We start from the raw sequence: 25,074 nt of genomic DNA, 5'->3' as shown, positions 1-25,074 counted from the left end.
AGCGGGCGTAGCTCAGGGGTAGAGCACAACCTTGCCAAGGTTGGGGTCGAGGGTTCGAATCCCTTCGCCCGCTCCAGTTTCAGACATCGTGACATGACAGAGCGGTCCTACGGGCCGCTTTTCGCGTGTCCGCGCGCTATCGGATGAAGTCGACGAAGGCGCGCAGCGGCGGCGGAACGAGGCGGCGGCCGGAATAATAAAGGAAGGGGCCGGAGAACGGCTGCCACCATTCCTCCAGCACGGGCACGAGCGTGCCGCGGTCGAGATGCGGGCGCAGCCAGTCCTCGAACAGATGGACGATGCCGCTGCCCGCCACCGCCATGTCGACGACGAGGTCGGCGGCGCCGCCGACGCTGGCGATCAGCGGTCCCTGCGGCTCGATCCGGACGATCTCGGCGGCGCGCTCGAACTCCCACGGGCTGGTCGTCGCGCCGCTGCTGAAGCGGCCGCGCAGACAGGCGTGGCCGAGCAGGTCGCGCGGATGCGTCGGCCGGCCGTGGCGGTCGAGATAGGCGGGGGCGGCGGCGGTCGCGAACCGCTGGATGCGCGGGCCGATCGGCACCGCGATCATATCCTGTTCGAGCCGCTCGTCGTAGCGGATGCCGGCGTCGCAGCCCGAGGCGACCATGTCGACGAAGCCGTCCTCGGCGACGATCTCGACCTGGATGTCGGGATAGGCGGCGAGGAAGCCGGGCAGGATCGCCGGCAGCACCAGCCGCGCCGCGCTGACCGGCACGTTGAGCCGCAGCGTACCGGCGGGACGGTCGCGGAACAGATGGACCGTTTCGAGCGCCGCCGCGACCTCGCCCAGCGCCGGCGTCAGCCGTTCGATCAGCCGCGATCCCGCCTCGGTCGGCGTGACGCTGCGCGTCGTGCGGTGGAGCAACCGGACGCCGAGCCGCGCCTCCAGCCGCCGCACCGCCTCGCTCAGCGTCGACGCGCTCGATCCGCTCGCACGCGCCGCGTCGCGAAACCCGCGTGCCCGGGCGACGGCAAGGAACGCGTTGAGGTCGGCGAGATCGGCAATCATCGTTCGGTTTTCCGCACAGCCCGTGCCGATCATGCCGGCTTATCGCCCTGATCCGCAACGCCTAACTGATCGCCCAGCACTGATCGCTACGAGCAAGGAGACGGACATGACCGATCAACATTATTCCCTCGGGCAACGCAGCGTGAAGCGACTCGGCTATGGCGCGATGCAACTCGCCGGCCCCGGTGTCTTCGGCCCGCCACGTGATCGCGACCAGGCGCTTGCGGTGCTGCGCGCCGCGGTGGCGGCCGGCGTCGACCATATCGATACGAGCGATTTCTACGGCCCGCACGTCACCAACCAGCTGATCCGCGAGGCCCTGTCGCCCTATCCACAGGATCTGGTGATCGTCACCAAGATCGGGGCGCGCCGCGGCGACGACGGATCGTGGCTGCCGGCCTTCGCCCGCGACGAACTGGTCGCGGCGGTCGAGGACAATCTGCGCAACCTCGGGCGCGAAACGCTCGACGTCGTCAACCTGCGGCTGATGTTCGATGCGCATGGCCCGGCGGAAGGATCGCTCGCCGCGCCGCTTTCGGTCGTCGCCGATCTCCAGCGGCAGGGGCTGGTACGGCAGATCGGGATCAGCAACGTCACGCCGGCGCAGATCGAGGAGGCCCGCGGCATCGCCGAGATCGTCTGCGTCCAGAACCAGTATAATCTGGCGCATCGCGACGATGATGCGGTGATCGACATGCTGGCGGCGGCGGGTATCGCCTACGTGCCGTTCTTCCCGCTCGGCGGGTTCAGCCCGCTGCAGTCCGCGGCCTTGTCGGCGGTCGCGGCGGAGCTATCGGCGACGCCGATGCAGGTCGCGCTGGCCTGGCTGTTGCAGCGTTCGCCCAACATCCTGCTAATCCCCGGCACGTCGTCGCTCGCGCATCTGCACGAGAATCTCGCGGCGGCGTCGCTCGTCCTGCCCGATGCGGCGATCGCCACGCTCGATGCGATCGGCCGGCCCGCCGCCTAATCGCCGGCGATCGACGTGCCCTCGATCATTCCGCGGATGCGGGCAGTCAGCGCGTCGATCGCGAAGGGCTTGGTGATCATCTGCATGCCGGGTTCGAGGAAGCCGTTGGCGATCGTCGCATTCTCGGCATAGCCGGTCATGAACAGCACCTTCAGCTCGGGCCGCTGCTGGCGCGCGGCGTCGGCGACCTGGCGGCCGTTGAGCCCGGGCAGGCCGATGTCGGTGACGAGCAGGTCGACGCGCATGCCGGACTGGAGCAAATTCAGCCCGGCAGGCCCGTCCGCCGCCTCCACCGCGCGATAGCCGAGGTCGCGGAGCACCTCGACGACGAGGTCGCGCACCGCCGTCTCGTCCTCGACGACCAGCACCACCTCGCCCGCGGCCCGATGCGCCTCGTCCGTCGCGGGCGCGACCGCGTCGGCGGCATCCGCCGCGCCGTGGTGGCGCGGCAGGTACATTTTGATCGCGGTGCCGCGGCCGAGTTCGGAATAGATACGGACATGGCCCTCCGACTGGCGGGCGAAACCGTAGATCATCGACAGCCCCAGGCCGGTGCCCTGGCCGATCGGCTTGGTGGTGAAGAAGGGTTCGAACGCGCGCGCGATCGTCTCGGGCGACATGCCGGTGCCGGTATCGGTGACGCAGACGCAGACATAGTCGCCCGCGCGCACGTCGCGCTGCTGCGCGACATAGGCGGCGTCGAGCCGCGCGTTGCTCGTCTCGATGGTCAGCGTGCCGCCGTCGGGCATCGCGTCGCGCGCGTTGATCGCGAGGTTGAGGATCGCGCTTTCGAGCTGGTGCGGATCGCAGCGCGTCCGCCACAGCCCGATCGCGCCGACCATCTCGAATGCGATGCTCTCGCCGATCGTGCGGCGGAGCAGTTCCTCCATGCCGGCGACCAGCCGGTTGGCATCCACCGCCTTGGGATCGAGCGGCTGGCGGCGGGAGAAAGCGAGCAGCCGATGCGTCAACGCGGCGGCACGGTTGGCGGAGGTGATCGCGGCGGTGGCATAGCGTTCGACCTTGTCCGTCTCGCCGCGCGCGAGGCGCCGTTGCAACAGATCGAGCGAACCGATCACCCCGGTCAGCAGATTGTTGAAATCATGCGCGATGCCGCCGGTGAGCTGACCGACCGCCTCCATCTTCTGCGCCTGGCGCAATTGCTCCTCGGCCTGCGCCAGCGCGGCTGCCTGCGCCTTCTCGGCGGTGACGTTGCGGCCGGAGGCATAGGTCATGTCCCCCGCCGGCGCCGCCACCCAGGCGATCCAGCGGATCGAACCGTCCTTGTGGCGATAGCGATTCTCGACGTTCGACCTGCCACCCGCGGCGGCGCGTTCGTAGGCGTCGATCGTCTCGTCATGATCCTCGGCGACGATGAAATCGCTGACGTGGTGGCCGATCAGCTCGTCGGCGTCATAGCCGAGCATCCGCGTCCATGCCGGGTTGGCGCGATGGATCACCCCGCCGGCATCCATCACCAGCATCAGATCGGGCGAGGTCTCCCACATCCGGTCGCGCTCGGCGGTACGCTCGGTGACCTCGTCGCCCAGCCGATCGTTGAGCCGCTGCAACGTCTCTTCGGCGGCGCGGCGTGCGGAGATGTCGTTGAACAGCACGGCTACGCGGCGATCGGCGGGGGCGCCGACGCGGAACGCTGCGATATCGAACCAGCGACCGAGCGCCGCCGATCCCTGTTCGAACCGCACCGGTTCGCCGCTCGCCGCGACACGGCCATAGACCTCGTACCAATGCTCTTCGAGATCGGGCATCGATTCGCGCAGCCAGCGGCCGTGGATCGCCGTAGTGAAGCCGGTCTGGCGGTAGAAAGCGGGATTGGCCTCGACGACGCGATAGTCGGTCGGCGTATCGGCGGTGGCGGGTGCGACCTCGACCACGCAGAAGCCCGATTCGATCGATTCGAACAGCGTGCGGTAGCGCGCCTCGCTGTCGGCGAGCCGCCGTTCCGCCTCGCGCCGGTCGTGGATGTCGATCACCGAGCCGATATAACCGAGGAACTCGCCCTCCGGCCCGAACCGCGGCGAGGCGGCGTCGATCGCCCAATGATAGCTGCCGTCGGCATGACGCAGCCGATAGTCGAGGCGGAACGGCACGCGCGCCGCATGCGCTTTGCGGAAGAGGCGCGCCGCCTTCGCCCGGTCATCGCGATGGGTTGCGTCGAGCCAGCCGGCCCCCTGCGCCTCGGCGGCGGTCTGGCCGGTGAAATCGTACCAGCGGCGGTTGAGATAGATGCAATGGCCGTCGCGATCGGTCACCCACATCATCACCGGGGCATGATCGGCCATGTTGCGGAAGCGCCCTTCGCTGTCGACCAGCTCGATACGGGTGCGTGCCAGTTCCTCCGCCTGGCTGCGCTCGCGCGTCTCGTTGCGTGCGATCTTGAGGAAACCGCTGTGGCCGCCGTCGCGCTCGATGATCGGATGCGTCGATCCGGTCATGAACACGCGCGTGCCGTCGGCGCGCAGGTGCCAGCGCACGTCGGGCGCGCAGCCCTCCGCGGCGGCGGTGGCGCATTCGCGCGCAGGGATGCCGGCGCGGCGGTCCTCGGGCAGGAACAGATCGTCGATCGGCCGGCCGATCGCCTGCTGCTCGGTCCATTCGAACGTCGCCTCCGCGCCGGCGGACCAACTGGTGATGCGGCGATCGGTGTCGGTGGTGACGATCGCATAATCGCGCGCGCTGTCGAGGATCAGCCGCAGCCGCTCCTCGCTGGCGCGCAACTGGCCGTAGCGGCGATCGCATTCCTCCACCGCGCGACGCAGATCGAGCTGTGCCATCACCTGCCGGGAGAGCACGCGCAGCGTTTCCTGCTGGAGATCGGTGAACGGGCGGACGCGATGGTCGAGCACGCACAAGGTGCCGATCGCCAGCCCGTCGTCGGTCTTGAGCAATGCGCCGGCGTAAGCACGGATATGCGGTTCGCCGACCACCAGCGGATTGCAGTCGAAGCGGGGGTCGCGGGTGAGATCCGGCACGACGAGCAGATCGTCCTCCAGCAACGCCTTGACGCAGAACGAGCTTTCCAGCGGCGTCGCGCGCACGCCAAGGCCGACCTCGGCCTTGAAGAACTGGCGGTCCGCGGCGACCAGGTTGATCACCGCGATCGGCGCCTCGCACAACCGGGCGGTCAGCGCGGCGAGTTCGTCGAACGATGCTTCGCGCGGCGTATCCATCACCGCATAGCGGTCCAGCGCTGCGAGCCTCTGCGTCTCCCGCTCGGTGATGGGGTCCATTTCGCTCGTTGATCCAGCCATATGCGGACGTGAACGGCCAGCGACCGCTGGAGATCATGTACCGAAACGGTCCAAAAGCGGCAATGGCCGCGATGCGGCAGCCGGCCTGCCGCTACCACCCGAAGTAAAGCGCCAATGGTTGCAGCGACTTAACCCGCGTCGCCGGACGCATTTCCGCTGGTCAACGTCGTTCGGGCGGACCACCCTGCTCCGCGTCCACTCCAACAAGCGGTTTCGATCATGCGCTTTCTTCTCGTCGCCGCACTGCTGGCAAGCGCCGCGCCCGCCGCCCAGGCACCCGAACAAGGCACCGGCCGCTATCCCGCGCTGTTCGAGGAGCGGCCAGACCTGCCCGACCATGTCGTCTATCGCCCCGCCGATCTGACGCGGCTGAAGGGCGAGCGACTCGGCATCTACGTCTGGGGCAATGGCGGATGCAGCGCCGACGGGACGAGTTCGCGCAATCATCTGCTGGAGATCGCCTCGCACGGCTATCTGGTCATCGCCGCCGGCCGCATTCCCGGCCCGACACCGACACCGACACCGCCGGCCGCCCCGCCCGCCGCCGCGCCCGCGGCCAAACTCACCGTGGCGACGCCGACCCGGCTGCTCGCCGACGCGATCGACTGGGCGCAACGCGAGAACGGTCGCGCCGGCAGCCCGCTGCGCGGCCATATCGCGGTCGATCGGGTGGCGGCATCGGGGTGGAGCTGCGGCGGGCTACAGGCGCTGGCGACCGCGCAGGACCCGCGCGTCAAGACCGCGATCATCATGAACAGCGGCTTCTTTCCCGAGGGGGCCAATCCGATCGCCGGAATCGTCTCGGACAAGGCGTTGCTCGCCGGGCTGCACGGGCCGGTGCTCTACGTGCTCGGCGGTCCGACCGACATCGCCGCCGCCAACGGCACCGACGATTTCCGGCGAATCGACCACGTCCCCGCGGCGCTGGTCAACATCCCCGTCGGCCATGGCGGCACCTATATGCAACCGCATGGCGGAGTCGGCGCTTTGGTCGCAACCAACTGGCTCGACTGGCAGTTGAAGGGCAAAACCGCCGCAAAAGCCGCTTTCGTGGGTCCGAATTGCCGATTCTGCCACGATCCACGGTTGACGATGGCGCGCAAGAACTTCAATTAGGCGCATTGGTGCCCACCGAAAGCAAAGACCTTCCATGCAGATCATCGTTCGCGACAATAATGTCGATCAAGCCCTCCGCGCCCTGAAGAAGAAGCTCCAGCGGGAGGGTGTCTACCGCGAGATGAAGCTCCGCCGGCATTACGAGAAGCCGTCGGAAAAGCGCGCCCGCGAGCATGCCGCCGCGGTGAGCCGTGCGCGCAAGGCCGATCGCAAGCGCGCCGAACGCGACCGCTGATCCCCGTCGGATGATGCCACCGCCGTCCGGCCCCGGCCGGACGGCGGTGGTGCGTCAGCCGTTCGCGACCGCCTTGGCGAGGACCGGACTCTGCTGATGCTGGACGACCCGCCACACCTCATGCTCGAGTCGGCGGATCGTCGAGGTGCAATGCGCCTCATAGGCTTCGCCGTCGCGCTGCGCGTGGACGTGATAGCCGATGACGATCAGGCCCTCCTGCGGCCGTGACACCTGCCGCTCGGTCAGTTCCGCCGCGTTCCACACCGGCGTGTCGGCGACCGCGTCGATCGCCTCGCTGCCGCGCAGCACGAACGGCGGCCGCGGCAGCACCATGACGACCTCGGGGTCGACCTTCTCGCGGTAATTGTCGGGACCTTCGGTCCACAGGCTCTGCTCGAAGCTCCACAAACGGCTGTCGTCCATCGCATTCTCTCCCATGAGGTCAGGGAGGAAGCGGGGCGCGACCCCGAATGTTCCCGCGGCACGGCACGCAAATCACCGGCGCCGGCCGCGTCACCAACCGCGCGATGGTGCGTTGGCGCCTCTCTCACAGGAGGCATCATGACCGACGACACCGCCATTCGTACCCGCCAGCGCGAGATCGCCACCGAGCATCTCTTGTTCAAGCTGATGGAATATGTCGAGGAGCGCCATCCCGGGCTGCTCGACTATATGGAGCGCAGCCTCGATCATCTCGGCGATCCCGCCGGCGACGGCAGCAAGGACGACGATGCGGTGCGCGCGATCGCCCGGCGCATGATCGTCGGCGCCCGCGCCGAGCGCAAGGGCTGACGCTCCCCGGTCAGGCGGCGGCCGACTCCGCCGCCGGATCGAGCGCCAGCGCCCGGCGCAGCGCGGTCACCTCCGCGTTGAGCGCCGCGAGCCGTTCGCGGCTGATCCCGGTACGTTCGACGATCATCGGCGCGAGGCAGCCGGTCTCGCGCCAGCGGTCGCGGCCCGCGTCGGTCAGGCGCACGCGCACCTGCCGCTCGTCGGCGGGGTTGCGCAGCCGCGTGACCAGCCCCGCCGCCTCCATCCGCTTCGCCAGCGGCGTGATCGTGCTCGGTTCGAGCGCCAGCCGTTCGGCGATCGTGCCGACGGGCACGCCGTCCTCCGCGCCGCTCAACACCTGGAGCACCAGGAATTGCGGATAGGTGATGCCGAGGCGGTCTAGCACCGGCTTATACGCCCGGTTGATCGCGATCGTCGCGGCGTACAGCGAGAAGCACAATTGTTCATCGAGCGGCAGCGGACCGGGCATCGTCACTCTCCTTGCCAACGGTTTAGCATGAAAATGATTATCGCGACAAATAGTTCTGGACGATCATGTGCGCGCGTCCTAGATAGTTATCGCGATAAGCAAGCAGGAGATTCACCATGTCCGTCGACGTCAAATACAGCACTGCGGCCACCGCCACCGGCGGTCGCGACGGTCACGCCCGCTCGGACGACGGCAAGATCGACATCCAGCTCGCCACGCCCAAGGAACTCGGCGGCGCCGGCGGCGACGGCAGCAATCCCGAACAATTGTTCGCCGCGGGCTATTCGGCCTGCTTCATCGGCGCGCTGAAAGCGGCAGGCCGCGAGCTCAAGGTCAAGGTACCCGACGATGTCACGGTCACCGCCAAGGTCGGCATTGGTCCGCGCTCAGAGGGCGGCTTCGGCATCACCGCCGACCTGCAGGTGTCGCTGCCCGGCGTCGAGCGCGACCAGGCGCAGCGGCTGGTCGACACCGCGCACCAGATCTGCCCTTATTCCAACGCCACCCGCGGCAACCTTGACGTCGGTCTGACGCTGGTCTGATCGTTCGTCATGTCCTCTCCGCCGGCGCGGGGAGGACATTATCCCGATGCGCGTCGGCAGGTCCGGGATACGGATGCGCTCGTACGGATTGTAGCCTGCGAACCCGTATCGGAGAGCATTGCATGATCCGCTCGTTTCTCATCGGTCTCGTCGCCGGCCAGCGCGGCATCACCCCGCTGGCGGTGATCGCCACTGCCACCCGCCGGGAGGAGATTCCAGCGACGCTGCCGCTCCAGAGGCTGTTGCGCAATCCGGTGATCGCCGCCGGCACCGCAGCCTTCGCCGCGGCGGAGATGGCGGGCGACAAGATGAAGACCGCGCCCGACCGCATCGTGCCGATCGGCCTCGCCGTGCGCAGCGTCACCGCCGCTTATGCCGGCGCCGCGCTGGCGCCGCGCGACAAGAAGGTGCTCGGTGCCGCGGTCGCGGTCGGCAGTGCGCTTGCCGCATCCTATTTCGGCTTGCGGCTGCGGCGTGCGGCGATGGCGCGCTACGGCCAGACCGCGACCGGCTTCGTCGAGGACGCGATCGTCTTCGCCGCCGGGCTGGCGATCGCCAACCCCAAATTGGTGTCCGGCAAGGCCTGACCTGGGGCGCTCACCGCAGCGTGGCGAGCGCCGCCATTAGCAGCGCGGCGACGCTGGGGTAGAAGGTCAGCGCAAAGCCCAGCGCGCGCGCCTCGGCGCCATCGCGATAGCCGGTCCAGAACAACAATCGCCCGGCGGTGAAACAGGCGGCGAACAGCGCCACCGGCACCCGCGCATGATCGCTGAGCAAGGTCAGCGCGCCATAGGCGACGAACGCGAGCACCACCTGTTCGGCGGTGTTGCGCAGAACCGCATTGGCGACGTCGACATGCGGGTCTGTGCCGTTGCGGCCGTCGATCGCGCCGTCGGAGGCGAAACGCCGCCGCGCCACGTTGCCGATCGCCGCCGCCAGCCACAGGCCGAGCACCAGGGCGGCGATGCCGAGCGTGGTCAGCCGGCTTTCGAGGATCGCCGCCGAACTGCGGCTGTAGCCGAGGATCGCCGCGGCGATCGTCAGCCCCAATCCGATGCCGATGCCGCGCGCGACGCCGGTCTGCGCCTTGCGCAAGCTCGGGGCTGGCACGGGCTCGGTCACACCAGCAATCCCTGCAACAGCTTCGGCAAGGTGCCGGTTTCGCCCCGCGCCTCGGCCATGAAGCGGTTCTTGAGCGGCGGCAGTTTGTCGACCGCGCCGATGCCGAAGCGACGGACGGCGCTGGCGGTCTTGCCGGGGATGCCGAACAATCGGGTCAGCGTGTCGGTGGCGGCGGCGACCATGAACGTGTCGAGCCCGCGCCAGCGTTGATAGCGGTCGAGCAACGCGGGATCGCCGAGATCGAGACCGAGCCGTTTGCCCTCGACCAGCACCTCGGCGAGCGTCGCGACGTCGCGCAGGCCCAGATTGAGCCCCTGCCCCGCGATCGGATGGATGCCGTGCGCGGCGTCGCCGACCAGCACCAGCCGCTCGGCGGTGACCCGCGCCGCGTGATGGAAGCCGAGCGGATAGCTCGCGCGCGGGCTCGGCGCGGTCAACGCGCCGAGGAAGCCGCCCATCCGCTTGCTCGCTTCGGCGAGGAAGGCGCGGTCGCCGAGCTTCATCATCGCCGGGCCATCCTCGCCCTTCACCGACCAGACGATCGCCGAACGGTGGCCGATCTCGTCGTCGGGCAGCGGCAGCAGCGCGAACGGGCCGGATGGGTAGAAGATCTCGTAAGCGATATCCTCGTGCGGATATTCGTGGTGGAAGGCGCCGACGATCGCGGCGTGATCGTATTGCCAGCGCGCGACGGTGATGCCGGCCGCCTCGCGCGTCGGCGAATTGCGTCCCTCCGCGGCGATCAGCAGCGGCGCGGTGACGGTCGCGCCGGAATCGAGCGTCGCGGTGACGCCGGCGGAGCCGCGCACCACGTCGACCGCGCGGGTCTGCATGCGAAGATCGACGTGGCTCGCCGCGCTCGCCGCCTCGAACAAGGCGGTACGCAGCCGCTTGTTCTCGTACATCGTGCCGAGCGCGCCATCGCCCGCGTCGGGCCGGAAATCGAGCTTGCCCGGCTCCAGCCCGTCGCTGACCCGGATGTGGCGGATCGCGCAGCCATGGCCGGCGAGCACCGCGCCGATGCCGATCGCGTCGAGCATCCGCCCGCTCGCGCTGGCGATCGCCGAGGCGCGCCCGTCGAAGCCGGGCGCGAGCATCACCGCCGGATCGGCGGGATCGATGACGATGCTGGTGAGCCCATGCGCGTCGAGCGCGAGCGCGAGCGTCGCGCCGACCAGGCCACCGCCCAGGATGATGACGTCCGTGTCCATATCGTCTCCCTACGCCTGCCGCGCGCAGGTGCCAACGGTTGCCCGTGTCGATCCATCCTCGATCCATCGCAGTCAACCGCCTTGACGTAACGCGCGCGCGGCCCGATGATTTCCGCGCATTTTCGCACATTGAAGGGATCGAGCGATGGCGAGCCGTGCGCAGCCAGGGCTGTTGCGTGAGACGGTGAAGGCAGGGGCGGTACGCGGCGGTGCCTTGATCACCGCGATCGCGCTGTTCCTCGTCACCGCGCTGATGGTGCTGGCATTGACCAGCTATCACGCCAGCGACGCGGCGTTGAACACCGCGTCGGGCGGCCCGATCCTCAATCTGGCGGGTCCGCCGGGGGCGTGGTTCGCCGACCTGGCGCTCACTTTGTTCGGGCCGGCGGTGGCGCTGCTGCTGCCGGTCGCGCCGATCGTCGCGATGCGGTTGTGGCGCGACCAGCCGCCGGGCCGCTGGGTCGCGATGCTGCGCAATGCGGCGATCGGCGTGGCGCTGATGGCCGCCGCGCTCGCCTTCGTATCCGATTCCTCGGTGCTGGCGCTGCCCGCCGGCTGGGGCGGCGTGATCGGCCTGTCGGTCGCGCATCTCGTGCAATGGGGGCTGAGCTTCGTCGGCCAGCCCGGCGTCGAGCGCTGGGTGGCGCGCGGCATCGGCCTGGTCGCCGGGGTCGCGGGGATCGTCATCTGGGCGAAAAGCCTGGAGATCGACCTCGGCGAGCGCCGCTTCCGTCTGCGCCGGACGCGCGTCGCTGCCGATGGCGAGGATGTCCTCGACGCCTATGACGATATCGACGACGACCAGGACGAGGAGCCGCTGCAGCTCGCGCGCAAGGTGATCGAGCCGCGCGCGGTCGCCGAGCCCGATACCCGCCCCGCGCCGGTCATCGCCGATCGCGCGGTGGCGCCGTCCGCCGCCAAGCCCAAGCCGCGCCAGCAGAGCCTCGACCTCGGCCACACTTATGCGCTGCCGCAGCTCGACCTGCTCACCCCCGCACCGCCCGCGCCCAAGGGACAGATCGACAAGGCGGCGCTGGAGCGCAATGCGCGGCTGCTCGAGAACGTGCTCGACGATTTCAAGGTGCACGGCGTCATCAACGAGGTGCGCCCCGGTCCGGTCGTGACGATGTACGAGCTGGAGCCGGCGCCCGGCATCAAGGCGAGCCGCGTCATCGCGCTCGCCGACGATATCGCACGCAACATGTCGGCTGTGTCGGCACGCGTCGCGGTGATCCCGGGCCGCAACGTCATCGGCATCGAACTGCCCAACCAGAAGCGTGAATCGGTATCGCTGCACGAACTCGTCGGCAGCCAGACGTTCGAGGATCAGGCGGCGCAATTGCCGATCATCCTCGGCAAGAACATCGCCGGCGATCCGGTGATCGCCGATCTCGCGCCGATGCCGCATCTGCTCGTCGCGGGCACCACCGGCTCGGGCAAGTCGGTCGGGCTCAACTGCATGATCCTGTCCCTGCTCTACCGGCTGACGCCGGATCAGTGCCGGATGATCATGATCGATCCCAAGATGCTCGAATTGAGCATGTACGACGATATCCCGCATCTGTTGTCGCCGGTGGTCACCGATCCGGCCAAGGCGGTGCGGGCGCTCAAATGGGCGGTCGAGACGATGGAGGATCGCTATCGCCAGATGTCGTCGGTCGGCGTGCGCAGCCTCGCCGGCTTCAACGACAAGGTGCGCGCCGCCAAGGCGAAGGGCCAGCGGCTCGGCCGGCGCGTGCAGACCGGCTATCATCCCGAGACCGGCCAGCCGGTGTATGAGGAAGAACAGCTCGATTACGAGCCGCTGCCGCAGATCGTCGTCATCGTCGACGAGCTTGCCGATCTGATGATGACCGCGGGCAAGGAGGTCGAATTCCTGATCCAGCGGCTCGCGCAGAAGGCGCGTGCGGCGGGCATCCACCTCATCATGGCGACGCAGCGGCCGTCGGTCGATGTCATCACCGGCGTCATCAAGGCGAACCTGCCGACGCGGATCAGCTTCCACGTCACCAGCAAGATCGATTCGCGCACCATCCTCGGCGAACAGGGCGCCGAACAGCTGCTCGGCAAGGGCGACATGCTCTACATGCCCGGCGGCAAGGGCATCGTCCGCGTCCACGGCCCGTTCGTCAGCGACGACGAGGTGCGCAGCATCGCCGATCACTGGCGCAGCCAGGGCCAGCCCGACTATATCACCTCGGTCACCGAGGAGCCCGAGGACGGCTTCACGCTGGAAGGATCGCCGGAGGGCGAGGATTCGGCCGAAGACCAGCAATATCGCGCCGCCATCCAGCTCGTCTGCGAATCGCAGAAGGCCTCGACGAGCTGGCTCCAGCGCCAGTTGCGCATCGGCTATAATTCGGCGGCCCGGCTGATCGAGAAGATGGAGAAGGACGGCATCGTCAGCCGCCCCGATCACGTCGGCCGCCGCGAGGTGCTGCGCGATACCGAAGGGCACGCGATCTGAGCTGACGGTGACCCCGGTGGGGCACGGACCCTCCCCGCCCCTCGCGCGGTTAAGCGGTCATTCAATGCCACAGGACCACAGGACCCGCATGATCCGATACGCTTTAGCAATCGCCGCGATCGCGGCCCCCGCCGCGCTGCCGGCCCAGGCGACCGGCGACCTCGCCGCGGTACAGCGCCACCTCCAGTCGATCACGACGATGACGGCGGACTTCACCCAGACCGACCGCAACGGCAAGGTCTTGACCGGCACCTTCACGCTCAAGAAGCCCGGCAAGCTGCGCTTCCAATATGAGAAGGGCGTGCCGATCCTGATCGTCGCGGAAGGCGGCGCGCTGACCTTCATCGACTATTCCGTCCGCCAGGTGCAGCGCTGGCCGATCAAGAACTCGCCGCTGGGGGTGCTGCTCGATCCCGGCCGCGACATCACCCGTTATGCGCGGGTGGTGCAGACGGGTAACGATCGCGTCGTCTCGGTCGAGGCGAACGATCCCAAACATCCCGAGATCGGCCGGATCACGATGATCTTCGCGCGCGACGCCGCCGCGCCGGCAGGGCTGGCGCTACAGGGCTGGGTACAGCTCGACAGCCAGAACAACCGCACGACGATTCGCCTCACCAATCAGCGCTTCGGCGGGGCGGTTAGCGACGGAACGTTCAAATGGGTCGACCCGCGGAGATCAAATACCCGATAATGAACGGGAAGTGCCGGCGCCATTCATCATCGCGACAGGTTCGCGAGGGTAAAAGCTTCCTCGCGGATGTGGGGCGTCCGGGATTTTTCCCCCTGTTGCCCGGATGACCAAACCCACTTCCCGCCTGCGTGACGAACGCTAGGTCGGCCCTCGCTCCATGCCCCCGGAGCGGGGGCCTTTCCGTTTTCGGTGCCTATCGGCGGTTCTTGCCGGATTGATGCGATGGCTCGGCGGCTGTGGGCGGAAGCCGTCGTCGCTCTGGCGGTGTCGCCTGCCCCTCGCTACATGGCGGCGGTGAAGATCGTCTCCTGGAATATCAATTCCGTCCGCTTCCGGATCGCCATCGTCGAGCAGTTCCTGCGCGAGGCGGAGCCCGATATCCTGTGCCTGCAGGAAACCAAGGTGGTCGACGACGACTTCCCGTTCGAGATGTTCCGCGCGCTCGGCTACGATCATATCGTCATCCATGGCCAGCGCATGCATCACGGCGTCGCGATCCTCAGCCGCGTGCCGATCGCCGAGGACGACCGCTTCGACTGGCAGGCCAATCGCGAGGCGCGCCACGTCGGCGTCCGCCTGCCCAACGGCGTGCGGCTGGAGAACGTCTATGTCCCCGCCGGCGGCGACGTGCCCGATCGCGACGTGAACCCCAAATTCGGGCAGAAGCTCGATTTTCTGGAGCGTATGACCGACTGGTCGGCGGGACTGGATGGCCCGACGATCCTGACCGGCGACTTCAACATCGCGCCGTTGCCGAGCGACGTGTGGAGCCACAAGGCATTGCTCAAGACGGTCAGCCACACCCCGATCGAGGTCGCGGCGCTCGACCGGTTGCAGGCGTCGAACGACTGGGTCGATCTCGGCCGCCACTTCCACCCTGCCCCGGCGCGGCTGCATACCTGGTGGAGCTATCGCTCGCCCGACTTCACCAAGAACGATCGCGGCCGGCGGCTCGACCATATGTGGGCGACCGGCGATGCCGCAAAGGCCGCGCGCGCGCACACGGTGTTCGAGGATTGCCGTAGCTGGCTGAAGCCGTCGGACCATGTGCCGATCATGACCGAGTTCGCCTTTTGAGCGGCGCGCGCGACGTCGCGCGGGCGATCGACGCGCTGCGCCGCGGCTGGCCGATCGCGATCCATGCCCCCGGCGAGGCCCCCCTGCCCCTGCTCGCGGTCGAAACCGCCGATCCCCGCGGGCTCGAGGCCTTCGCGGCTGGCGGCGCGGGGCCGCTGCTGATCTCCAACGGCCGCGCCGCGACGCTGAAGCTGACCAACCAGCTCGCCGCCGCCGATCCCGATACGCCGGTGGTGGTCGAGGCAGCGCCCTGGCTCGACTTCAGCACCGCGGTGGCGCTCGCCGATCCGCAATTCGATCTGGCGACGCCGCTCAAGGGGCCGTTCCGCACCGCGGCGGTGACGCGGCCCGCCGCCAGCCTCGCCGCGATCCGGCTGGCGCGGATCGCCGGGCTGCTCCCCGCCTTCTTCATCGACGGCAACGACCCGGACATCACGATCGCCCCCGCGGCGATCGACGCGCATCAGGACGCGCGCGCGCTGCAACTCGCCACGCGTGCGCGCCTGCCGGTCGAGGGTGCCGAAGATGCGGAGATCGTCGCCTTCCGCGCCCCGGATTCGAGCGACGAGCATGTCGCGCTGCTGATCGGCCAGCCCAACGGCAATCCGCCGCTGGTGCGGTTGCACAGCGAATGTCTGACCGGAGACGTGCTCGGCAGCCTCAAATGCGATTGCGGGCCGCAATTGCGCGCGGCGATCGCCGCGATCGCGGCGAACGGCTGGGGCATCCTGCTCTATCTGCGGCAGGAGGGGCGCGGGATCGGGCTGGTCAACAAGCTGCGCGCTTATGCCCTGCAGGATCAGGGATTCGATACCGTCGACGCCAACGTGCGGCTGGGATTCGCGGTGGATGCGCGCGATTTCGGCGTCGCGGCTCGGATGCTGGAGCTGCTCGGGCAGCGTGCCGTCCGGTTGATGACCAACAATCCGGCGAAGGTGGCTAGCCTGGAAGCGGCCGGCGTAAGCGTGATCGAGCGGGTGCCGCACCAACTGCCGCCCAATCCGCATAATGCGCGCTATCTCGCGACCAAGCGCGATCGGACCGGGCACCAATTGTGACGGGCCGCCCGCCCTCGGCAGGCAAGGCTAGGCGCTGAACGCTTCGGGATCGACCAGACCGGTCACCCGCCGCGCCGCGCGGCGCGCGAACGCCAGGGTGTCGCGCTTGCGGACGTGCGCGGGGAGCGGCACGGTATGCGCCTCGCGGATGATCGCGGCATCATAGCGATCGGCGACGATCACCCCGGTGCGTTCGGGCAGAAACGCCGCGCCGTCGAGCGGCGCGGTATCGAACCCCGCCGGCACCGCCCAATAATAGCGATCGCAATGCGCGAGATAGTCCGGCCATTTGCCGTCGCCGAGCAGGTCGGCGCGCGACACCTTGATCTCGACGACGATCAACTGGCCGCGCGAATCGATCGCCATCAGGTCGGCCCTACGGCCGCCTTCCAGCGGAACCTCGGCGATGGTGGTGATATCGTGGCGCAGCAGCATCCGCGTCACGCCGCGGGCGACATCCGCAGCACAGATCGCGGGATCGCCGCCGTCCAAACACGAAGCGGGGGCCATGTCCAACATGACCCCCGCTTAGGAACATTCCGCGAACGGGACAAGCCCGTTCGAAACGATCAGCGATAGAAGACGTGGTTGCCGATCATCGCGATCTTGGTGACGTTGCCGGCTGGGCGGCGGTTCGGCGTGTTGAAGAACAACGCCTTGGGGGCGGGGCTTTCCCACGCCGCGGCGAGCGCGATCTTGGCGACGGCGAGCGCGGTGCGATAGGCGGCACGGCCTTCGTCGATCGACGGGATCTCACCGCCGCGCACGAAGCTGAACTGCCCCCGCTGCTTCACCACCGAGCAGACGTCGGTCGGAAAACGGCCCGACTTCGAGCGGTTGATGATCACGTTGGCGACCGCGAGCTGGCCGGCGAGCGGTTCACCCTTGGATTCGAAATAGATCGCGCCGGCGAGGCAGCGCTGCGTCGCGTCGACCTGCTCGGCGTCCTGCGCGGCGACAGCTTCGGCGAGGCTATTGAAACGGTCGTCCTCGGCCTGCTGCACCGTGGGGATCGGCTCGACCGTCGCGGCGACCTGCGGCGTGGCGCTGGCGGCGGGAACGGGAACCGACACGGGGCTGACCGAGTTGATGATCTGAATGGTCGAGGACGGCGCGGGAATCGACGTACGGTCGATGTCCGAGGCATTGACGGGCGAGCTGTGGCTGATGAGGCCCGCCAGAGAGAAAGTCATCGCCGCGATGGCCGCGGCGCGCTGCATAATCGTCATCTACGTATTCGATATGCGGTTGGACCACGGACCCGATCGGCCAGGCCGATCGTCCGGGCATCCCCCCGACTGCGTCACCGACCCGGATCGCACCCAGGCACAGCACAACGCGCATTCACTGTGCGCGTGGCATTCGTCACACCGCTGTCATGAGTCAATTCGACGCGATCGTTTCAGCGGCGAACCGTTCGGCTTCCGGGATGTCCAGTTCGATTACCCACAAATCCGGATCGTATTCGCGTCGCCGCCGCCAATAGGCCTCGGCGTCGTCGGTCTTGTCCGAATCGGTCAGGATCGCATGCCCATCGAAGTCGATCCGGCGCTCGAGCACGCGCGTCGGACCGTGGCGATCCTCGATCAGCAGCAGGATCGCGCCGCCCTGCGGCTCGCCCTTGGCGCGTACCATCGCGATGCCGCCGGCGTCGTTGACCCGCCGGAGCAGCGCGCCGACGATCAGCTGCGTCGGCAGCCGGCCGGTCATGCGCTGCGATAGCCGGGCAGGCCCGACAGCGCGATCTGCGAGCGCATGAAGGTGCCGGTGCCGCGCGCAACCTCCTCGCCCTCGGCGTCGATCAGCCGCGCGTCGGCGACGTAGACGCGGCGCTTGCCGCTGATCCAGCGGCCTTCGGCGACGACCGGTCCGGCTTTCAGCGGCCGGGTCAGCAGCAGGTTGAACGCGGTGGTGAGCAGGAAGCGATCGGTGACCAGGCTGTTCGCCGCATAGAAAGCGGCATCGTCGAGCATCTTGAAATAGCTGGTGCCGTGGACCGCACCAGCGGCGTGATAATGATCCTCGGTCAGCCGGAAGTGGATGCGCGCGACGCCCGCCTCGACGATCTCCAGGCGGGATTCGAACAACCGGTTGATCGGCGCCGCGGCATAGAGCGATTCGAGCGCGCGATAATGCGCCAGCGCGCCGGCGTCAGGCGGCATCGCGCGCGGCATCGGCGGTGAACAGGGCATACAGCGCATCGCGCGATCCGGCGCCGCGCAATTTGGCGAGGAAGGTGCGGTCGCGCAGCCGCCGCGAGACGCGGGCGAGCGCTTTCAGATGCTCCGCCCCCGCATCGACCGGCGAGAGCAGCATGAAGACGAGATCGACGGGCAGGTCGTCGACCGCATCGAATTCGATCGGCTGCGCCAGCCGCACGAACACGCCGGTGACGCCGGACAGATCGGGCAGCCGCGCATGCGGAATGGCGACGCCGCCGCCGAAACCCGTAGAGCCGAGCTTCTCGCGCGCCGCCAGCCGCTCGGCGGCCAGCTTGCCGTCGAGGCCCATCGCCTCGGCGGCGGTGCAAAGCTGGGCGAACAGCGCCTTCTTGTGCGCGACGGCCACGCCCTCATAAACCGCCTCGGGGCGCAGCAGATCGCTGAAGTCGTGCATGCGTCACTCGAATGGAAGGCCCCGCCGGCCTCTATCGGAACCGGCGGGGCGGGGGAAGGTCAGCGCGCGGCGGGCTGCGCCGCCTGCTCGCGCTGCGGCTCGACCCAGCCGATCGTGCCGTCGCCGCGGCGATAGACCATGTTGTACGAGCCGGTGCCGGCGTTGCGGAACAGCAGCGCGGCGGTGTTGCGCAGGTCGAGCATCATCACCGCATCGGACACGCTGGCATCGGGCACGTCGACGCGCGTCTCGGCGATGATCAGCGGTGCGTCGCCGACATCCTCCTCGCTCTGCGGCGTCTCCTGGAACAGGGTGTAGCCCGCATTGTCATAGCCCATGTCCTCCTGGATCGCGGCGGCTTCGCTCGCATGGCGATCCTTGAGGCGGCGCATGTAGCGGCGCAGTTGCGTCTCGATCTTGGCGGCGGCACCGTCGAAGGCGGGATGCGCGTCCTGCGCCTGGTGGCTGCCCTTGAGCACCAGCCCCTTCATCACGTGCACGACGATATCGCAGCCGAAGCCGACGTCGTGCGGGCCTTTGCCGAACGTCACCTCGGCCGAAAGGGCGCGGGCGAAATGCTTGCTGGCGATACCCTGGAGTCGGTCGCTCACATGATCCTTGAGCGCGTCGCCGGTCGCGACCTGATGACCAGAAATCCGGATATCCATCGTATTCTCCATCATTAAGGGCTGGCCTGTTGGCCTTTGCCCGGTTGGGGTCATTCCAACGCCCCGACCCCCCAAAGCGGATCCTGTAGCTTCGAAACAAATGCTGCGTGGGCTGCAAGTTCCGCATCCGACGGGCGGAAGACGCGCGGCGGACGGACGGTGACGGGGCGGCGTACCGCGACTTGCGTCGTGGTGGCGATGGGCACGTCGCTGACCAGGCCGAGGCCGATCTGGCGACCGCCGAGCAGTTCGACATAGACCTGCGCGAGGAGCTGCGCGTCGAGCAGCGCGCCGTGGAGGACGCGGTGCGACCGGTCTACGCCGAAGCGCGAACACAAAGCGTCGAGCGTATGCTTGGCGCCGGGGTGGCGGCTGCGCGCGATCTGCAGCGTGTCGACCATCCGCTTGACGTGGACGATCGGCCGGCCGCAGCGCTGCAGCTCGCCGTTGAGGAAGGAGAAGTCGAAGCCGGCGTTATGCGCGACCAGCGGCGCGTCGCCGAGGAATTCGATGAGCTCGTCCACGCCCTGCGCGAACTTCGGCTTGTCGCTGAGGAAGGCTTCGGAGATGCCGTGCACCGCCTGCGCCTCGGCGGGCATGTTGCGTTCGGGATGGTAATAAGCGTGGAAGGTGCGGCCGGTCTCGACGCGGTTGACCATCTCGACGCAACCGATCTCCACCAGCCGGTCGCCGCCGGCGAAGCTCAGGCCGGTGGTTTCGGTGTCGAAGACGATCTCGCGCATCCGACCTCTATCCGCCTGCGCGCGCCGCCATGCAAGCGATGACGCGGCGAACCGCGGCGCGGGTCTGGTCGAGCGGCACGTCGGTGGCGATGACGTGCGTGGCGCGGGCGCGCTTGTCGGCGTCGGGAAGCTGGCGGGAGAGGATCGCGTCGAACTTGGCGGGCGTCATGCCGGGGCGGGCGAGCGTGCGAATACGCTGGACGTCTGGCGCGGCGGAGACGACGACGATCGCGTCGACATGGCGGTCGCCCCCCGTCTCGAACAGCAGCGGCACATCGAAGACGACCAGCGAGGCGTCGGCATGGGCGGCGAGGAAGGCGGCGCGCTCCTCGGCGACAGCGGGGTGGACGATCGCTTCGAGCCGCTTCATCGCAGCGTCGTCGCCCAGCACCGCGGCGGCGAGGGCAGGGCGGTCCACCCCGTCGGCACCGGTGGTGCCGGGGAAAGCGGCCTCGATCGCCATAACGAGACGGCCGCCGCGGCCTTGCAGGCGATGGACCGCGGCGTCGGCGTCGAAGACGGGCACGCCCTCGGCGGCGAACATCGCCGCCACCGTCGATTTGCCCATGCCGATCGAGCCGGTGAGGCCCAATATCTTCACGCCAGCAGCGCCGCGCGCAGGTCGTCGTCGCGGTCGCGGGGCGGCGCGGCGCCGAAGAACAGTTCGAAGGCGAGCGCGGCCTGGCCGATCAGCATCTCCAGCCCGTCGACCGTCTCCAGCCCGCGGGCGCGGGCGGCGGCGAGCAAGGGCGTTTCGAGCGGCGAATAGACGATGTCGTAGACGACGCTATCTTCACCAAGCTCCCGCAGATCGAGGTCGAGCGGCGGCTGGCCGGTCATGCCGAGCGTGCTGGCGTTGACCAGCAGGCCGGTGTCCGGGGGCAGGGGCGCCGACAGCGGCAGCGCCTGGCCCTTGAGCCCGAACGCCGATAATAAAACGCCTGCCTTCAAAACGTTACGATTGAGCAGCGTGACCGGGCCGACCGCCATCCGCGCAAGCGCGAAGAGGATCGCGCGCGCCGCGCCACCGGCACCGATCACCGTCACCGCGCGGCCGGTAAAGTCGAAACCGGCGAGCGGCGCATAGAAGCCGCCGGCGTCGGTGTTGGTGCCGATGGCGACGCCGTCCTCGTCACGGAAGACGGTGTTGATCGCGCCGATGCCGCCGCGCACGTCGCCGCGGTCGTCGACATGGTCGAGCGCGGCGAGCTTGTGCGGCATGGTGACGTTGCAGCCGCGCCAGTCGGGATCCGCGCGCCGTTCGGCGAAGAAGGCGGGCAGGTCGTCCGTCGTCACCAGCGTCTTGCGATAGGCGGCATCGAGGCCGAGCTGATCGAGCCAGAATTGATGGATGATCGGCGATTTCGACTGGGCGATGGGGTCGCCGATCACTTCAGCATATGGCCGGCCTTCGCCGGCGGGGGCATAGGGACGGCTCATGCGGGGATCACTTCACGGGTTCGGAGATAGTCGAGGACGTTGAGCAGCGGCAGCCCGAGCACGGTGAACTGGCTACCGTCGATGCGGGTGAAGAGCTGCGCGCCGGGGCCTTCGATCCGGTAGCAGCCGACGCAGCCGGCGATCGCCGGCCATTCCGCATCGAGATAGCCCTGGATGAAGGCCGGGGAGAGCGGCCGGACGTGCATCTTCGCCGCCTCGACATGGCGCCAGACCGGGCGGCCGTCCTCCGCGATCACCGCGGCGCTCCACAGATCGTGGCGCGCGCCGGACATGCGGGCGAGATGATCGGCGGCCTGGTCGCGGCTCTCGGGCTTGTCGAGCAGGCTGCCGTCGGCGAGCGCGACGACGCTGTCGCTGCCGAGCACCAGCCGGCCGGGGTGGCGGAGGCTGACCTTGACCGCCTTCAATTCGGCGAGCGCATCGGCGAGGTCGCGCGGCTTGATGCCGGCGAGACCGGCCTTGGCGGCGTCTTCGTCGACGCCGGCGGCGGTCGCCTCGAACGGCACGCCGGCGGCGGCGAGCATCGCGCGGCGGGAGGCGCTCTGCGAGGCGAGGAGGATCATGCGGGGGCTTTCTTCATCGAGGTGTTTGTCCCCGCTTCGTCATCCCCGCGTAGGCGGGGATCCATAGACGCTGACGGTCGCGATGGCGCCGCGAGGTCCGCGCGTATGGAACCCCGCCTGCGCGGGGATGACAGACTGGGCAGCGGTGACGGAAGGAGCGGGGGTGACGAAGAAAGGGCGGGGGCCGTGCGCATCGCTGTCACGTTCGCACCGCCTTGCGGTCGTTGGCCAGCGCGATGATCGCGGCGGCGGTTTCCTCGATCGAGCGGCGGGTGACGTCGATCACCGGCCAGCCGTTGTCGGCGAACATGCGGCGCGCATAAGCGATCTCGCGGGTCACCGCTTCCTCCTCGACATAGGGGGTGTCGGGCATCTGGTTGAGCGAGAGCAGGCGGTTGCGGCGGATCTGGATCAGCCGGTCGGCGCTGGTGGTGAGACCGACGACGAGCGGGTTGCGCAGCGTGAATAGGATGCGCGGCGGCGGGCTTTCGACCACCACCGGGATGTTCGCGGTCTTCCAGCCGCGGTTGGCGAGATAGATCGAGGTCGGCGTCTTCGACGAGCGCGAGACGCCGGCGAGGACGATCTCCGCCTCCTCCCAATCCTCGGACGCGATGCCGTCGTCGTGCGCGATCGTCCATTGGATCGCATCGACGCGCGCGAAATAGGCGGCGTCGAGCGCATGCTGGCGACCGGGGCGCGCCTTGGCCTGCTGGCCGAGCAGCCCGGACAGCGCATCGTTGACCGGATCGAGCGGCGCTACCGCGGGCAGGCCGAGCGCGAGGCAGCGCTGTTCGAGGATGCGGCGCGTCGCGACGTTGACGAGCGTGAAGACCACCAGCCCCGGGTTCTGCGCGATCTCCTGCAGGATGCGTTCGAGATGCGCCTCGGTCCGCACCATCGGCCAGAAATGGCGGACCGTCTCGACATCGTCATATTGAGCGAGCGCCGCCTTGGCGATGTTCTCCAGCGTCTCGCCGGTCGAGTCCGAGAGGAGGTGGAGGTGGAGCCGCATCATCGCGCGCTCCGGGGCAGACCTGTGGACAACATGGGCATAAGGGATAGGGCAAGTCGGCACCCCCGCCAAGCGACCCGGCGGCGGTGGACAACCCGCATTCCATCCACAATTGCGCACACAGGGCATGGTTTTATCCACAGGCTGTGGATCGTGTTGACGGTCTGCCCCGAATCCCCGGCATTGTCCCGATCCTTGCCGGTCAACCTGTGGGTGATTACGGGACGAAACGCTTTATCCCGCGTTCCACGTGCCAACCACTGCAACAATCTTCTCAAGATTCTTCTTAGATAGGAAGAAGGCCCTGTCCGATCCTGTGAACAAGCCGCTCCTTGCCGTCCTGAAGGGCGCGAAACCGTCGGTGCCGCCGATGTGGCTCATGCGTCAGGCGGGGCGCTACCTTCCCGAGTATCGCGCGCTGCGGGCGGAGAAGGGCGGCTTTCTCGCGCTCGCCACCGATCCCGACGCGGCGGCGGAAGTGACGGTGCAGCCGATCCGACGCTTCGGCTTCGACGGCGCGATCCTGTTCTCCGACATCCTGATGGTGCCCTGGGCCTTGGGCCAGGATTTGACCTTCGGCCCGGGCGAGGGACCGCGGCTGACGCCACCGCTCGTCGATCATGCGCTGGCGGCGCTGCAACGGGTGCCTGAGCGGCTCGAGCCGGTTTACGGTACGTGCGAACGGGTGGCGGCCCTTTTGCCGCCTGAGACGACGTTTCTGGGCTTTGCGGGATCACCCTGGACCGTGGCGACCTATATGGTCGCGGGCGCCGGATCGAAAGACCAGGGCGAGACGCGCGGGTTCGCCTATGCCGATCCGGCGGCGTTCGGTGCGATCATCGACGCGATCGTCACGATGACGATCGAGTATCTGGCGCGGCAGATCGAGGCGGGCGTCGAGGCGGTGCAATTGTTCGACAGCTGGGCGGGATCGCTGTCGCCGGCGCAGTTCGAACGCTGGGTGATCGCACCCAATGCGGCGATCGTCGCCGGCCTGCGCGCGCGCTGTCCGGATGCGTGCATCATCGGTTTCCCCAAGGGGGCGGGCGGCAAGCTGCCGGCCTATGCGCGCGAGACCGGCGTCGACGCGATCGGGCTGGACGAGACGGTCGATCCTTTGTGGGCGGATGCGATGCTGCCCGCGGGGCTGCCGGTGCAGGGCAATCTCGATCCGCTGGCGCTGCTCGCCGGCGGCGCGGCGCTCGACGACGGGATCGACCGGGTGCTGGCGGCGTTCCGCGACCGGCCGCATGTCTTCAACCTGGGCCACGGCATCGGCCAGTTCACGCCGATCGCGCATGTCGAGCAGCTGGTCGCGCGGGTGAGGGGATCGTGATGGATATGCTGGCAGGCGCCTATCTGTGGATCGTCGCGGCGCATGTGATCTTCGTCATCTTCTGGATGGCGGGGCTGTTCATGCTGCCGCGCTATCTGGTCTATCATCAGGAGGCGCTGGTCGCCGGGCGTGCCGACGAGGCGGCCTTGTGGGTCGAGCGCGAGAGCAAGCTGCGCGCGATCATCCTGACGCCGGCGATGATCGTGGTGTGGGTGCTCGGGCTGACGCTGGCGACCGTCGGCCACCATTGGGCCGAAGGGTGGCTGCACGCCAAATTGCTCTTCGTGCTGGTGTTGTCGGGCTATCATGGCTGGGCGGTTGGCTATGCAAAGACGCTGGCACGCGGCGTGATGAAGCTCGACGGGCGACGGTTGCGGATGATCAACGAGGTGCCGGCGCTGGCCGCGGTGGTGATCGTGGTGCTGGTGTTCGTGAAGCCGTTTTGATTATGGCGGATGGGGGGACGATGTGACGCGTTGCGCAGTCCTCCTCCTCCGTCATCCCGACGAAGGTCGGGACCCATGGTCACGATGGACGTGCGGTTGCGCGCATCATTACCGACGTCGTGACCATGGGTCCCGGCATTCGCCGGGATGACGAGACGGGTGCCGGCCGAA

General features: G+C 68.3%; 29 protein-coding genes and 1 tRNA gene. 13 read left to right on the top strand and 17 right to left on the bottom strand.

All coding sequences use genetic code 11. The features are described from left to right. Position 1 precedes the first annotated feature (1 nt). A tRNA-Gly gene (locus tag SFC76_RS04410) sits at positions 2 to 76 on the top strand. Positions 77 to 136: 60 nt separating this feature from the next. Here SFC76_RS04410 and SFC76_RS04405 read toward each other — a convergent pair. Next, a complete protein-coding gene (locus SFC76_RS04405; protein WP_322848276.1) occupies positions 137 to 1,030 on the bottom strand; it encodes a LysR family transcriptional regulator in 894 nt (297 codons plus the stop codon). Between the two features lie 106 nt (positions 1,031 to 1,136). Here SFC76_RS04405 and SFC76_RS04400 point away from each other — a divergent pair, with 106 nt between their 5' ends. After that, on the top strand, positions 1,137 to 2,000 hold the full coding sequence (locus SFC76_RS04400) for an aldo/keto reductase family oxidoreductase (protein WP_322848275.1): 864 nt from the start codon (positions 1,137 to 1,139) through the stop codon (positions 1,998 to 2,000). On the opposite strand, the gene SFC76_RS04395 is transcribed toward SFC76_RS04400, so the two are convergent. Further along, on the bottom strand, positions 1,997 to 5,251 hold the full coding sequence (locus SFC76_RS04395; RefSeq protein ID WP_322848274.1) for a PAS domain S-box protein: 3,255 nt from the start codon (positions 5,249 to 5,251) through the stop codon (positions 1,997 to 1,999). The genes SFC76_RS04400 and SFC76_RS04395 overlap by 4 nt on opposite strands. A 240-nt stretch (positions 5,252 to 5,491) precedes the next feature. Between SFC76_RS04395 and SFC76_RS04390 the strand changes: the two genes are divergently transcribed. Together SFC76_RS04390 and rpsU are read left to right on the top strand one after the other, a co-directional pair. Further along, positions 5,492 to 6,388 carry a hypothetical protein gene (locus SFC76_RS04390; protein ID WP_322848273.1) on the top strand — a complete coding sequence of 299 codons (897 nt, stop codon included), beginning with the start codon at positions 5,492 to 5,494 and terminating at the stop codon, positions 6,386 to 6,388. 34 nt (positions 6,389 to 6,422) lie between these two features. Then, the gene (rpsU, locus tag SFC76_RS04385; RefSeq protein WP_037535892.1) at positions 6,423 to 6,623 is read left to right on the top strand and encodes a 30S ribosomal protein S21; all 201 of its coding nucleotides are present in this window, start codon (positions 6,423 to 6,425) and stop codon (positions 6,621 to 6,623) included. A gap of 54 nt (positions 6,624 to 6,677) precedes the next feature. Here rpsU and SFC76_RS04380 read toward each other — a convergent pair whose 3' ends face one another. Beyond that, positions 6,678 to 7,046 (bottom strand): nuclear transport factor 2 family protein, encoded by a 369-nt coding sequence (locus SFC76_RS04380; RefSeq protein WP_322848272.1) that lies wholly within the window; start codon positions 7,044 to 7,046, stop codon positions 6,678 to 6,680. A 138-nt stretch (positions 7,047 to 7,184) separates the two neighbouring features. Between SFC76_RS04380 and SFC76_RS04375 the strand changes: the two genes are divergently transcribed. After that, positions 7,185 to 7,415, top strand: coding sequence for a hypothetical protein (locus SFC76_RS04375; protein ID WP_322848271.1), 231 nt, complete (start codon positions 7,185 to 7,187; stop codon positions 7,413 to 7,415). Between the two features lie 10 nt (positions 7,416 to 7,425). Here the strand turns inward: SFC76_RS04375 and SFC76_RS04370 are convergent, their stop codons facing one another. Beyond that, positions 7,426 to 7,884 (bottom strand): MarR family transcriptional regulator, encoded by a 459-nt coding sequence (locus SFC76_RS04370; protein ID WP_322848270.1) that lies wholly within the window; start codon positions 7,882 to 7,884, stop codon positions 7,426 to 7,428. Positions 7,885 to 8,000: 116 nt separating this feature from the next. Here SFC76_RS04370 and SFC76_RS04365 point away from each other — a divergent pair, with 116 nt between their 5' ends. Together SFC76_RS04365 and SFC76_RS04360 are read left to right on the top strand one after the other, a co-directional pair. Next, on the top strand, positions 8,001 to 8,426 hold the full coding sequence (locus tag SFC76_RS04365) for an organic hydroperoxide resistance protein (protein WP_322848269.1): 426 nt from the start codon (positions 8,001 to 8,003) through the stop codon (positions 8,424 to 8,426). A 122-nt stretch (positions 8,427 to 8,548) separates the two neighbouring features. Then, positions 8,549 to 9,013, top strand: a complete 465-nt coding sequence (locus tag SFC76_RS04360) for a DUF4126 domain-containing protein (protein ID WP_322848268.1) — start codon at positions 8,549 to 8,551, stop codon at positions 9,011 to 9,013. A 10-nt stretch (positions 9,014 to 9,023) separates the two neighbouring features. Here SFC76_RS04360 and SFC76_RS04355 read toward each other — a convergent pair whose 3' ends face one another. After that, the gene (locus SFC76_RS04355) at positions 9,024 to 9,548 is read right to left on the bottom strand and encodes an MAPEG family protein (protein ID WP_322848267.1); all 525 of its coding nucleotides are present in this window, start codon (positions 9,546 to 9,548) and stop codon (positions 9,024 to 9,026) included. Next, positions 9,545 to 10,759: a UbiH/UbiF/VisC/COQ6 family ubiquinone biosynthesis hydroxylase gene (locus SFC76_RS04350; protein WP_322848266.1), complete on the bottom strand. Its 1,215-nt coding sequence runs from the start codon at positions 10,757 to 10,759 to the stop codon at positions 9,545 to 9,547. The genes SFC76_RS04355 and SFC76_RS04350 overlap by 4 nt, the downstream gene beginning before the upstream one ends. A 145-nt stretch (positions 10,760 to 10,904) precedes the next feature. On the opposite strand from SFC76_RS04350, the gene SFC76_RS04345 reads away from it, so the two are divergent. The 4 genes from SFC76_RS04345 (at position 10,905) to ribA (ending at position 16,055) form a co-directional block, all read left to right on the top strand. Beyond that, positions 10,905 to 13,226 carry a DNA translocase FtsK gene (locus SFC76_RS04345; protein ID WP_322848265.1) on the top strand — a complete coding sequence of 774 codons (2,322 nt, stop codon included), beginning with the start codon at positions 10,905 to 10,907 and terminating at the stop codon, positions 13,224 to 13,226. An 88-nt stretch (positions 13,227 to 13,314) separates the two neighbouring features. Beyond that, positions 13,315 to 13,920 carry an outer membrane lipoprotein carrier protein LolA gene (locus SFC76_RS04340; protein ID WP_322848264.1) on the top strand — a complete coding sequence of 202 codons (606 nt, stop codon included), beginning with the start codon at positions 13,315 to 13,317 and terminating at the stop codon, positions 13,918 to 13,920. 285 nt (positions 13,921 to 14,205) lie between these two features. Beyond that, positions 14,206 to 14,997 carry an exodeoxyribonuclease III gene (locus tag SFC76_RS04335; protein ID WP_322848632.1) on the top strand — a complete coding sequence of 264 codons (792 nt, stop codon included), beginning with the start codon at positions 14,206 to 14,208 and terminating at the stop codon, positions 14,995 to 14,997. Continuing rightward, the gene (ribA, locus tag SFC76_RS04330) at positions 14,994 to 16,055 is read left to right on the top strand and encodes a GTP cyclohydrolase II (protein WP_322848263.1); all 1,062 of its coding nucleotides are present in this window, start codon (positions 14,994 to 14,996) and stop codon (positions 16,053 to 16,055) included. Before SFC76_RS04335 ends, ribA begins: the two co-directional genes overlap by 4 nt. A 27-nt stretch (positions 16,056 to 16,082) precedes the next feature. Here the strand turns inward: ribA and SFC76_RS04325 are convergent, their stop codons facing one another. The 11 genes from SFC76_RS04325 to SFC76_RS04275 all read right to left on the bottom strand — a co-directional run bounded on the left by SFC76_RS04325 (position 16,083) and on the right by SFC76_RS04275 (position 23,124). Next, positions 16,083 to 16,574, bottom strand: a complete 492-nt coding sequence (locus tag SFC76_RS04325; protein ID WP_322848262.1) for an MmcB family DNA repair protein — start codon at positions 16,572 to 16,574, stop codon at positions 16,083 to 16,085. 50 nt (positions 16,575 to 16,624) lie between these two features. Further along, positions 16,625 to 17,284 carry a cell wall hydrolase gene (locus SFC76_RS04320; RefSeq protein WP_322848261.1) on the bottom strand — a complete coding sequence of 220 codons (660 nt, stop codon included), beginning with the start codon at positions 17,282 to 17,284 and terminating at the stop codon, positions 16,625 to 16,627. A 154-nt stretch (positions 17,285 to 17,438) separates the two neighbouring features. Beyond that, the gene (locus tag SFC76_RS04315; RefSeq protein ID WP_322848260.1) at positions 17,439 to 17,765 is read right to left on the bottom strand and encodes a DUF1491 family protein; all 327 of its coding nucleotides are present in this window, start codon (positions 17,763 to 17,765) and stop codon (positions 17,439 to 17,441) included. Then, a complete protein-coding gene (locus SFC76_RS04310) occupies positions 17,762 to 18,217 on the bottom strand; it encodes a PaaI family thioesterase (RefSeq protein ID WP_038664619.1) in 456 nt (151 codons plus the stop codon). Before SFC76_RS04310 ends, SFC76_RS04315 begins: the two co-directional genes overlap by 4 nt. After that, positions 18,207 to 18,671, bottom strand: a complete 465-nt coding sequence (locus SFC76_RS04305) for a PTS sugar transporter subunit IIA (protein ID WP_322848259.1) — start codon at positions 18,669 to 18,671, stop codon at positions 18,207 to 18,209. Before SFC76_RS04305 ends, SFC76_RS04310 begins: the two co-directional genes overlap by 11 nt. 59 nt (positions 18,672 to 18,730) lie before the next feature. Then, positions 18,731 to 19,339 (bottom strand): ribosome hibernation-promoting factor, HPF/YfiA family, encoded by a 609-nt coding sequence (gene hpf, locus SFC76_RS04300; RefSeq protein WP_322848258.1) that lies wholly within the window; start codon positions 19,337 to 19,339, stop codon positions 18,731 to 18,733. 50 nt (positions 19,340 to 19,389) lie between these two features. Continuing rightward, positions 19,390 to 20,082: a DNA polymerase III subunit epsilon gene (gene dnaQ / locus SFC76_RS04295; protein WP_322848257.1), complete on the bottom strand. Its 693-nt coding sequence runs from the start codon at positions 20,080 to 20,082 to the stop codon at positions 19,390 to 19,392. A 7-nt stretch (positions 20,083 to 20,089) separates the two neighbouring features. Further along, a complete protein-coding gene (coaE, locus tag SFC76_RS04290; RefSeq protein ID WP_322848256.1) occupies positions 20,090 to 20,683 on the bottom strand; it encodes a dephospho-CoA kinase in 594 nt (197 codons plus the stop codon). Beyond that, entirely contained in the window at positions 20,680 to 21,522 is an 843-nt protein-coding gene (gene aroE, locus SFC76_RS04285; protein ID WP_322848255.1) for a shikimate dehydrogenase, read from the bottom strand. Before aroE ends, coaE begins: the two co-directional genes overlap by 4 nt. Continuing rightward, the gene (locus tag SFC76_RS04280) at positions 21,519 to 22,106 is read right to left on the bottom strand and encodes a nucleoside triphosphate pyrophosphatase (protein ID WP_322848254.1); all 588 of its coding nucleotides are present in this window, start codon (positions 22,104 to 22,106) and stop codon (positions 21,519 to 21,521) included. The genes aroE and SFC76_RS04280 overlap by 4 nt, the downstream gene beginning before the upstream one ends. A gap of 199 nt (positions 22,107 to 22,305) precedes the next feature. Next, positions 22,306 to 23,124: a pyruvate, water dikinase regulatory protein gene (locus SFC76_RS04275; RefSeq protein ID WP_322848253.1), complete on the bottom strand. Its 819-nt coding sequence runs from the start codon at positions 23,122 to 23,124 to the stop codon at positions 22,306 to 22,308. Between the two features lie 313 nt (positions 23,125 to 23,437). Between SFC76_RS04275 and hemE the strand changes: the two genes are divergently transcribed. Together hemE and SFC76_RS04265 are read left to right on the top strand one after the other, a co-directional pair. After that, a complete protein-coding gene (hemE, locus tag SFC76_RS04270; protein ID WP_322848252.1) occupies positions 23,438 to 24,457 on the top strand; it encodes a uroporphyrinogen decarboxylase in 1,020 nt (339 codons plus the stop codon). Then, positions 24,457 to 24,903, top strand: coding sequence for a CopD family protein (locus SFC76_RS04265; RefSeq protein ID WP_322848251.1), 447 nt, complete (start codon positions 24,457 to 24,459; stop codon positions 24,901 to 24,903). Before hemE ends, SFC76_RS04265 begins: the two co-directional genes overlap by 1 nt. The last annotated feature ends 171 nt before the right edge of the window (positions 24,904 to 25,074 follow it).

It is taken from the genome of Sphingomonas sp. CD22, from assembly GCF_034556155.1.
In the GTDB taxonomy this organism is placed as follows: domain Bacteria; phylum Pseudomonadota; class Alphaproteobacteria; order Sphingomonadales; family Sphingomonadaceae; genus Sphingomonas.
Note: the sequence above shows the minus strand (reverse complement) of the source record. Positions and strands in the feature narration are given on the sequence as shown.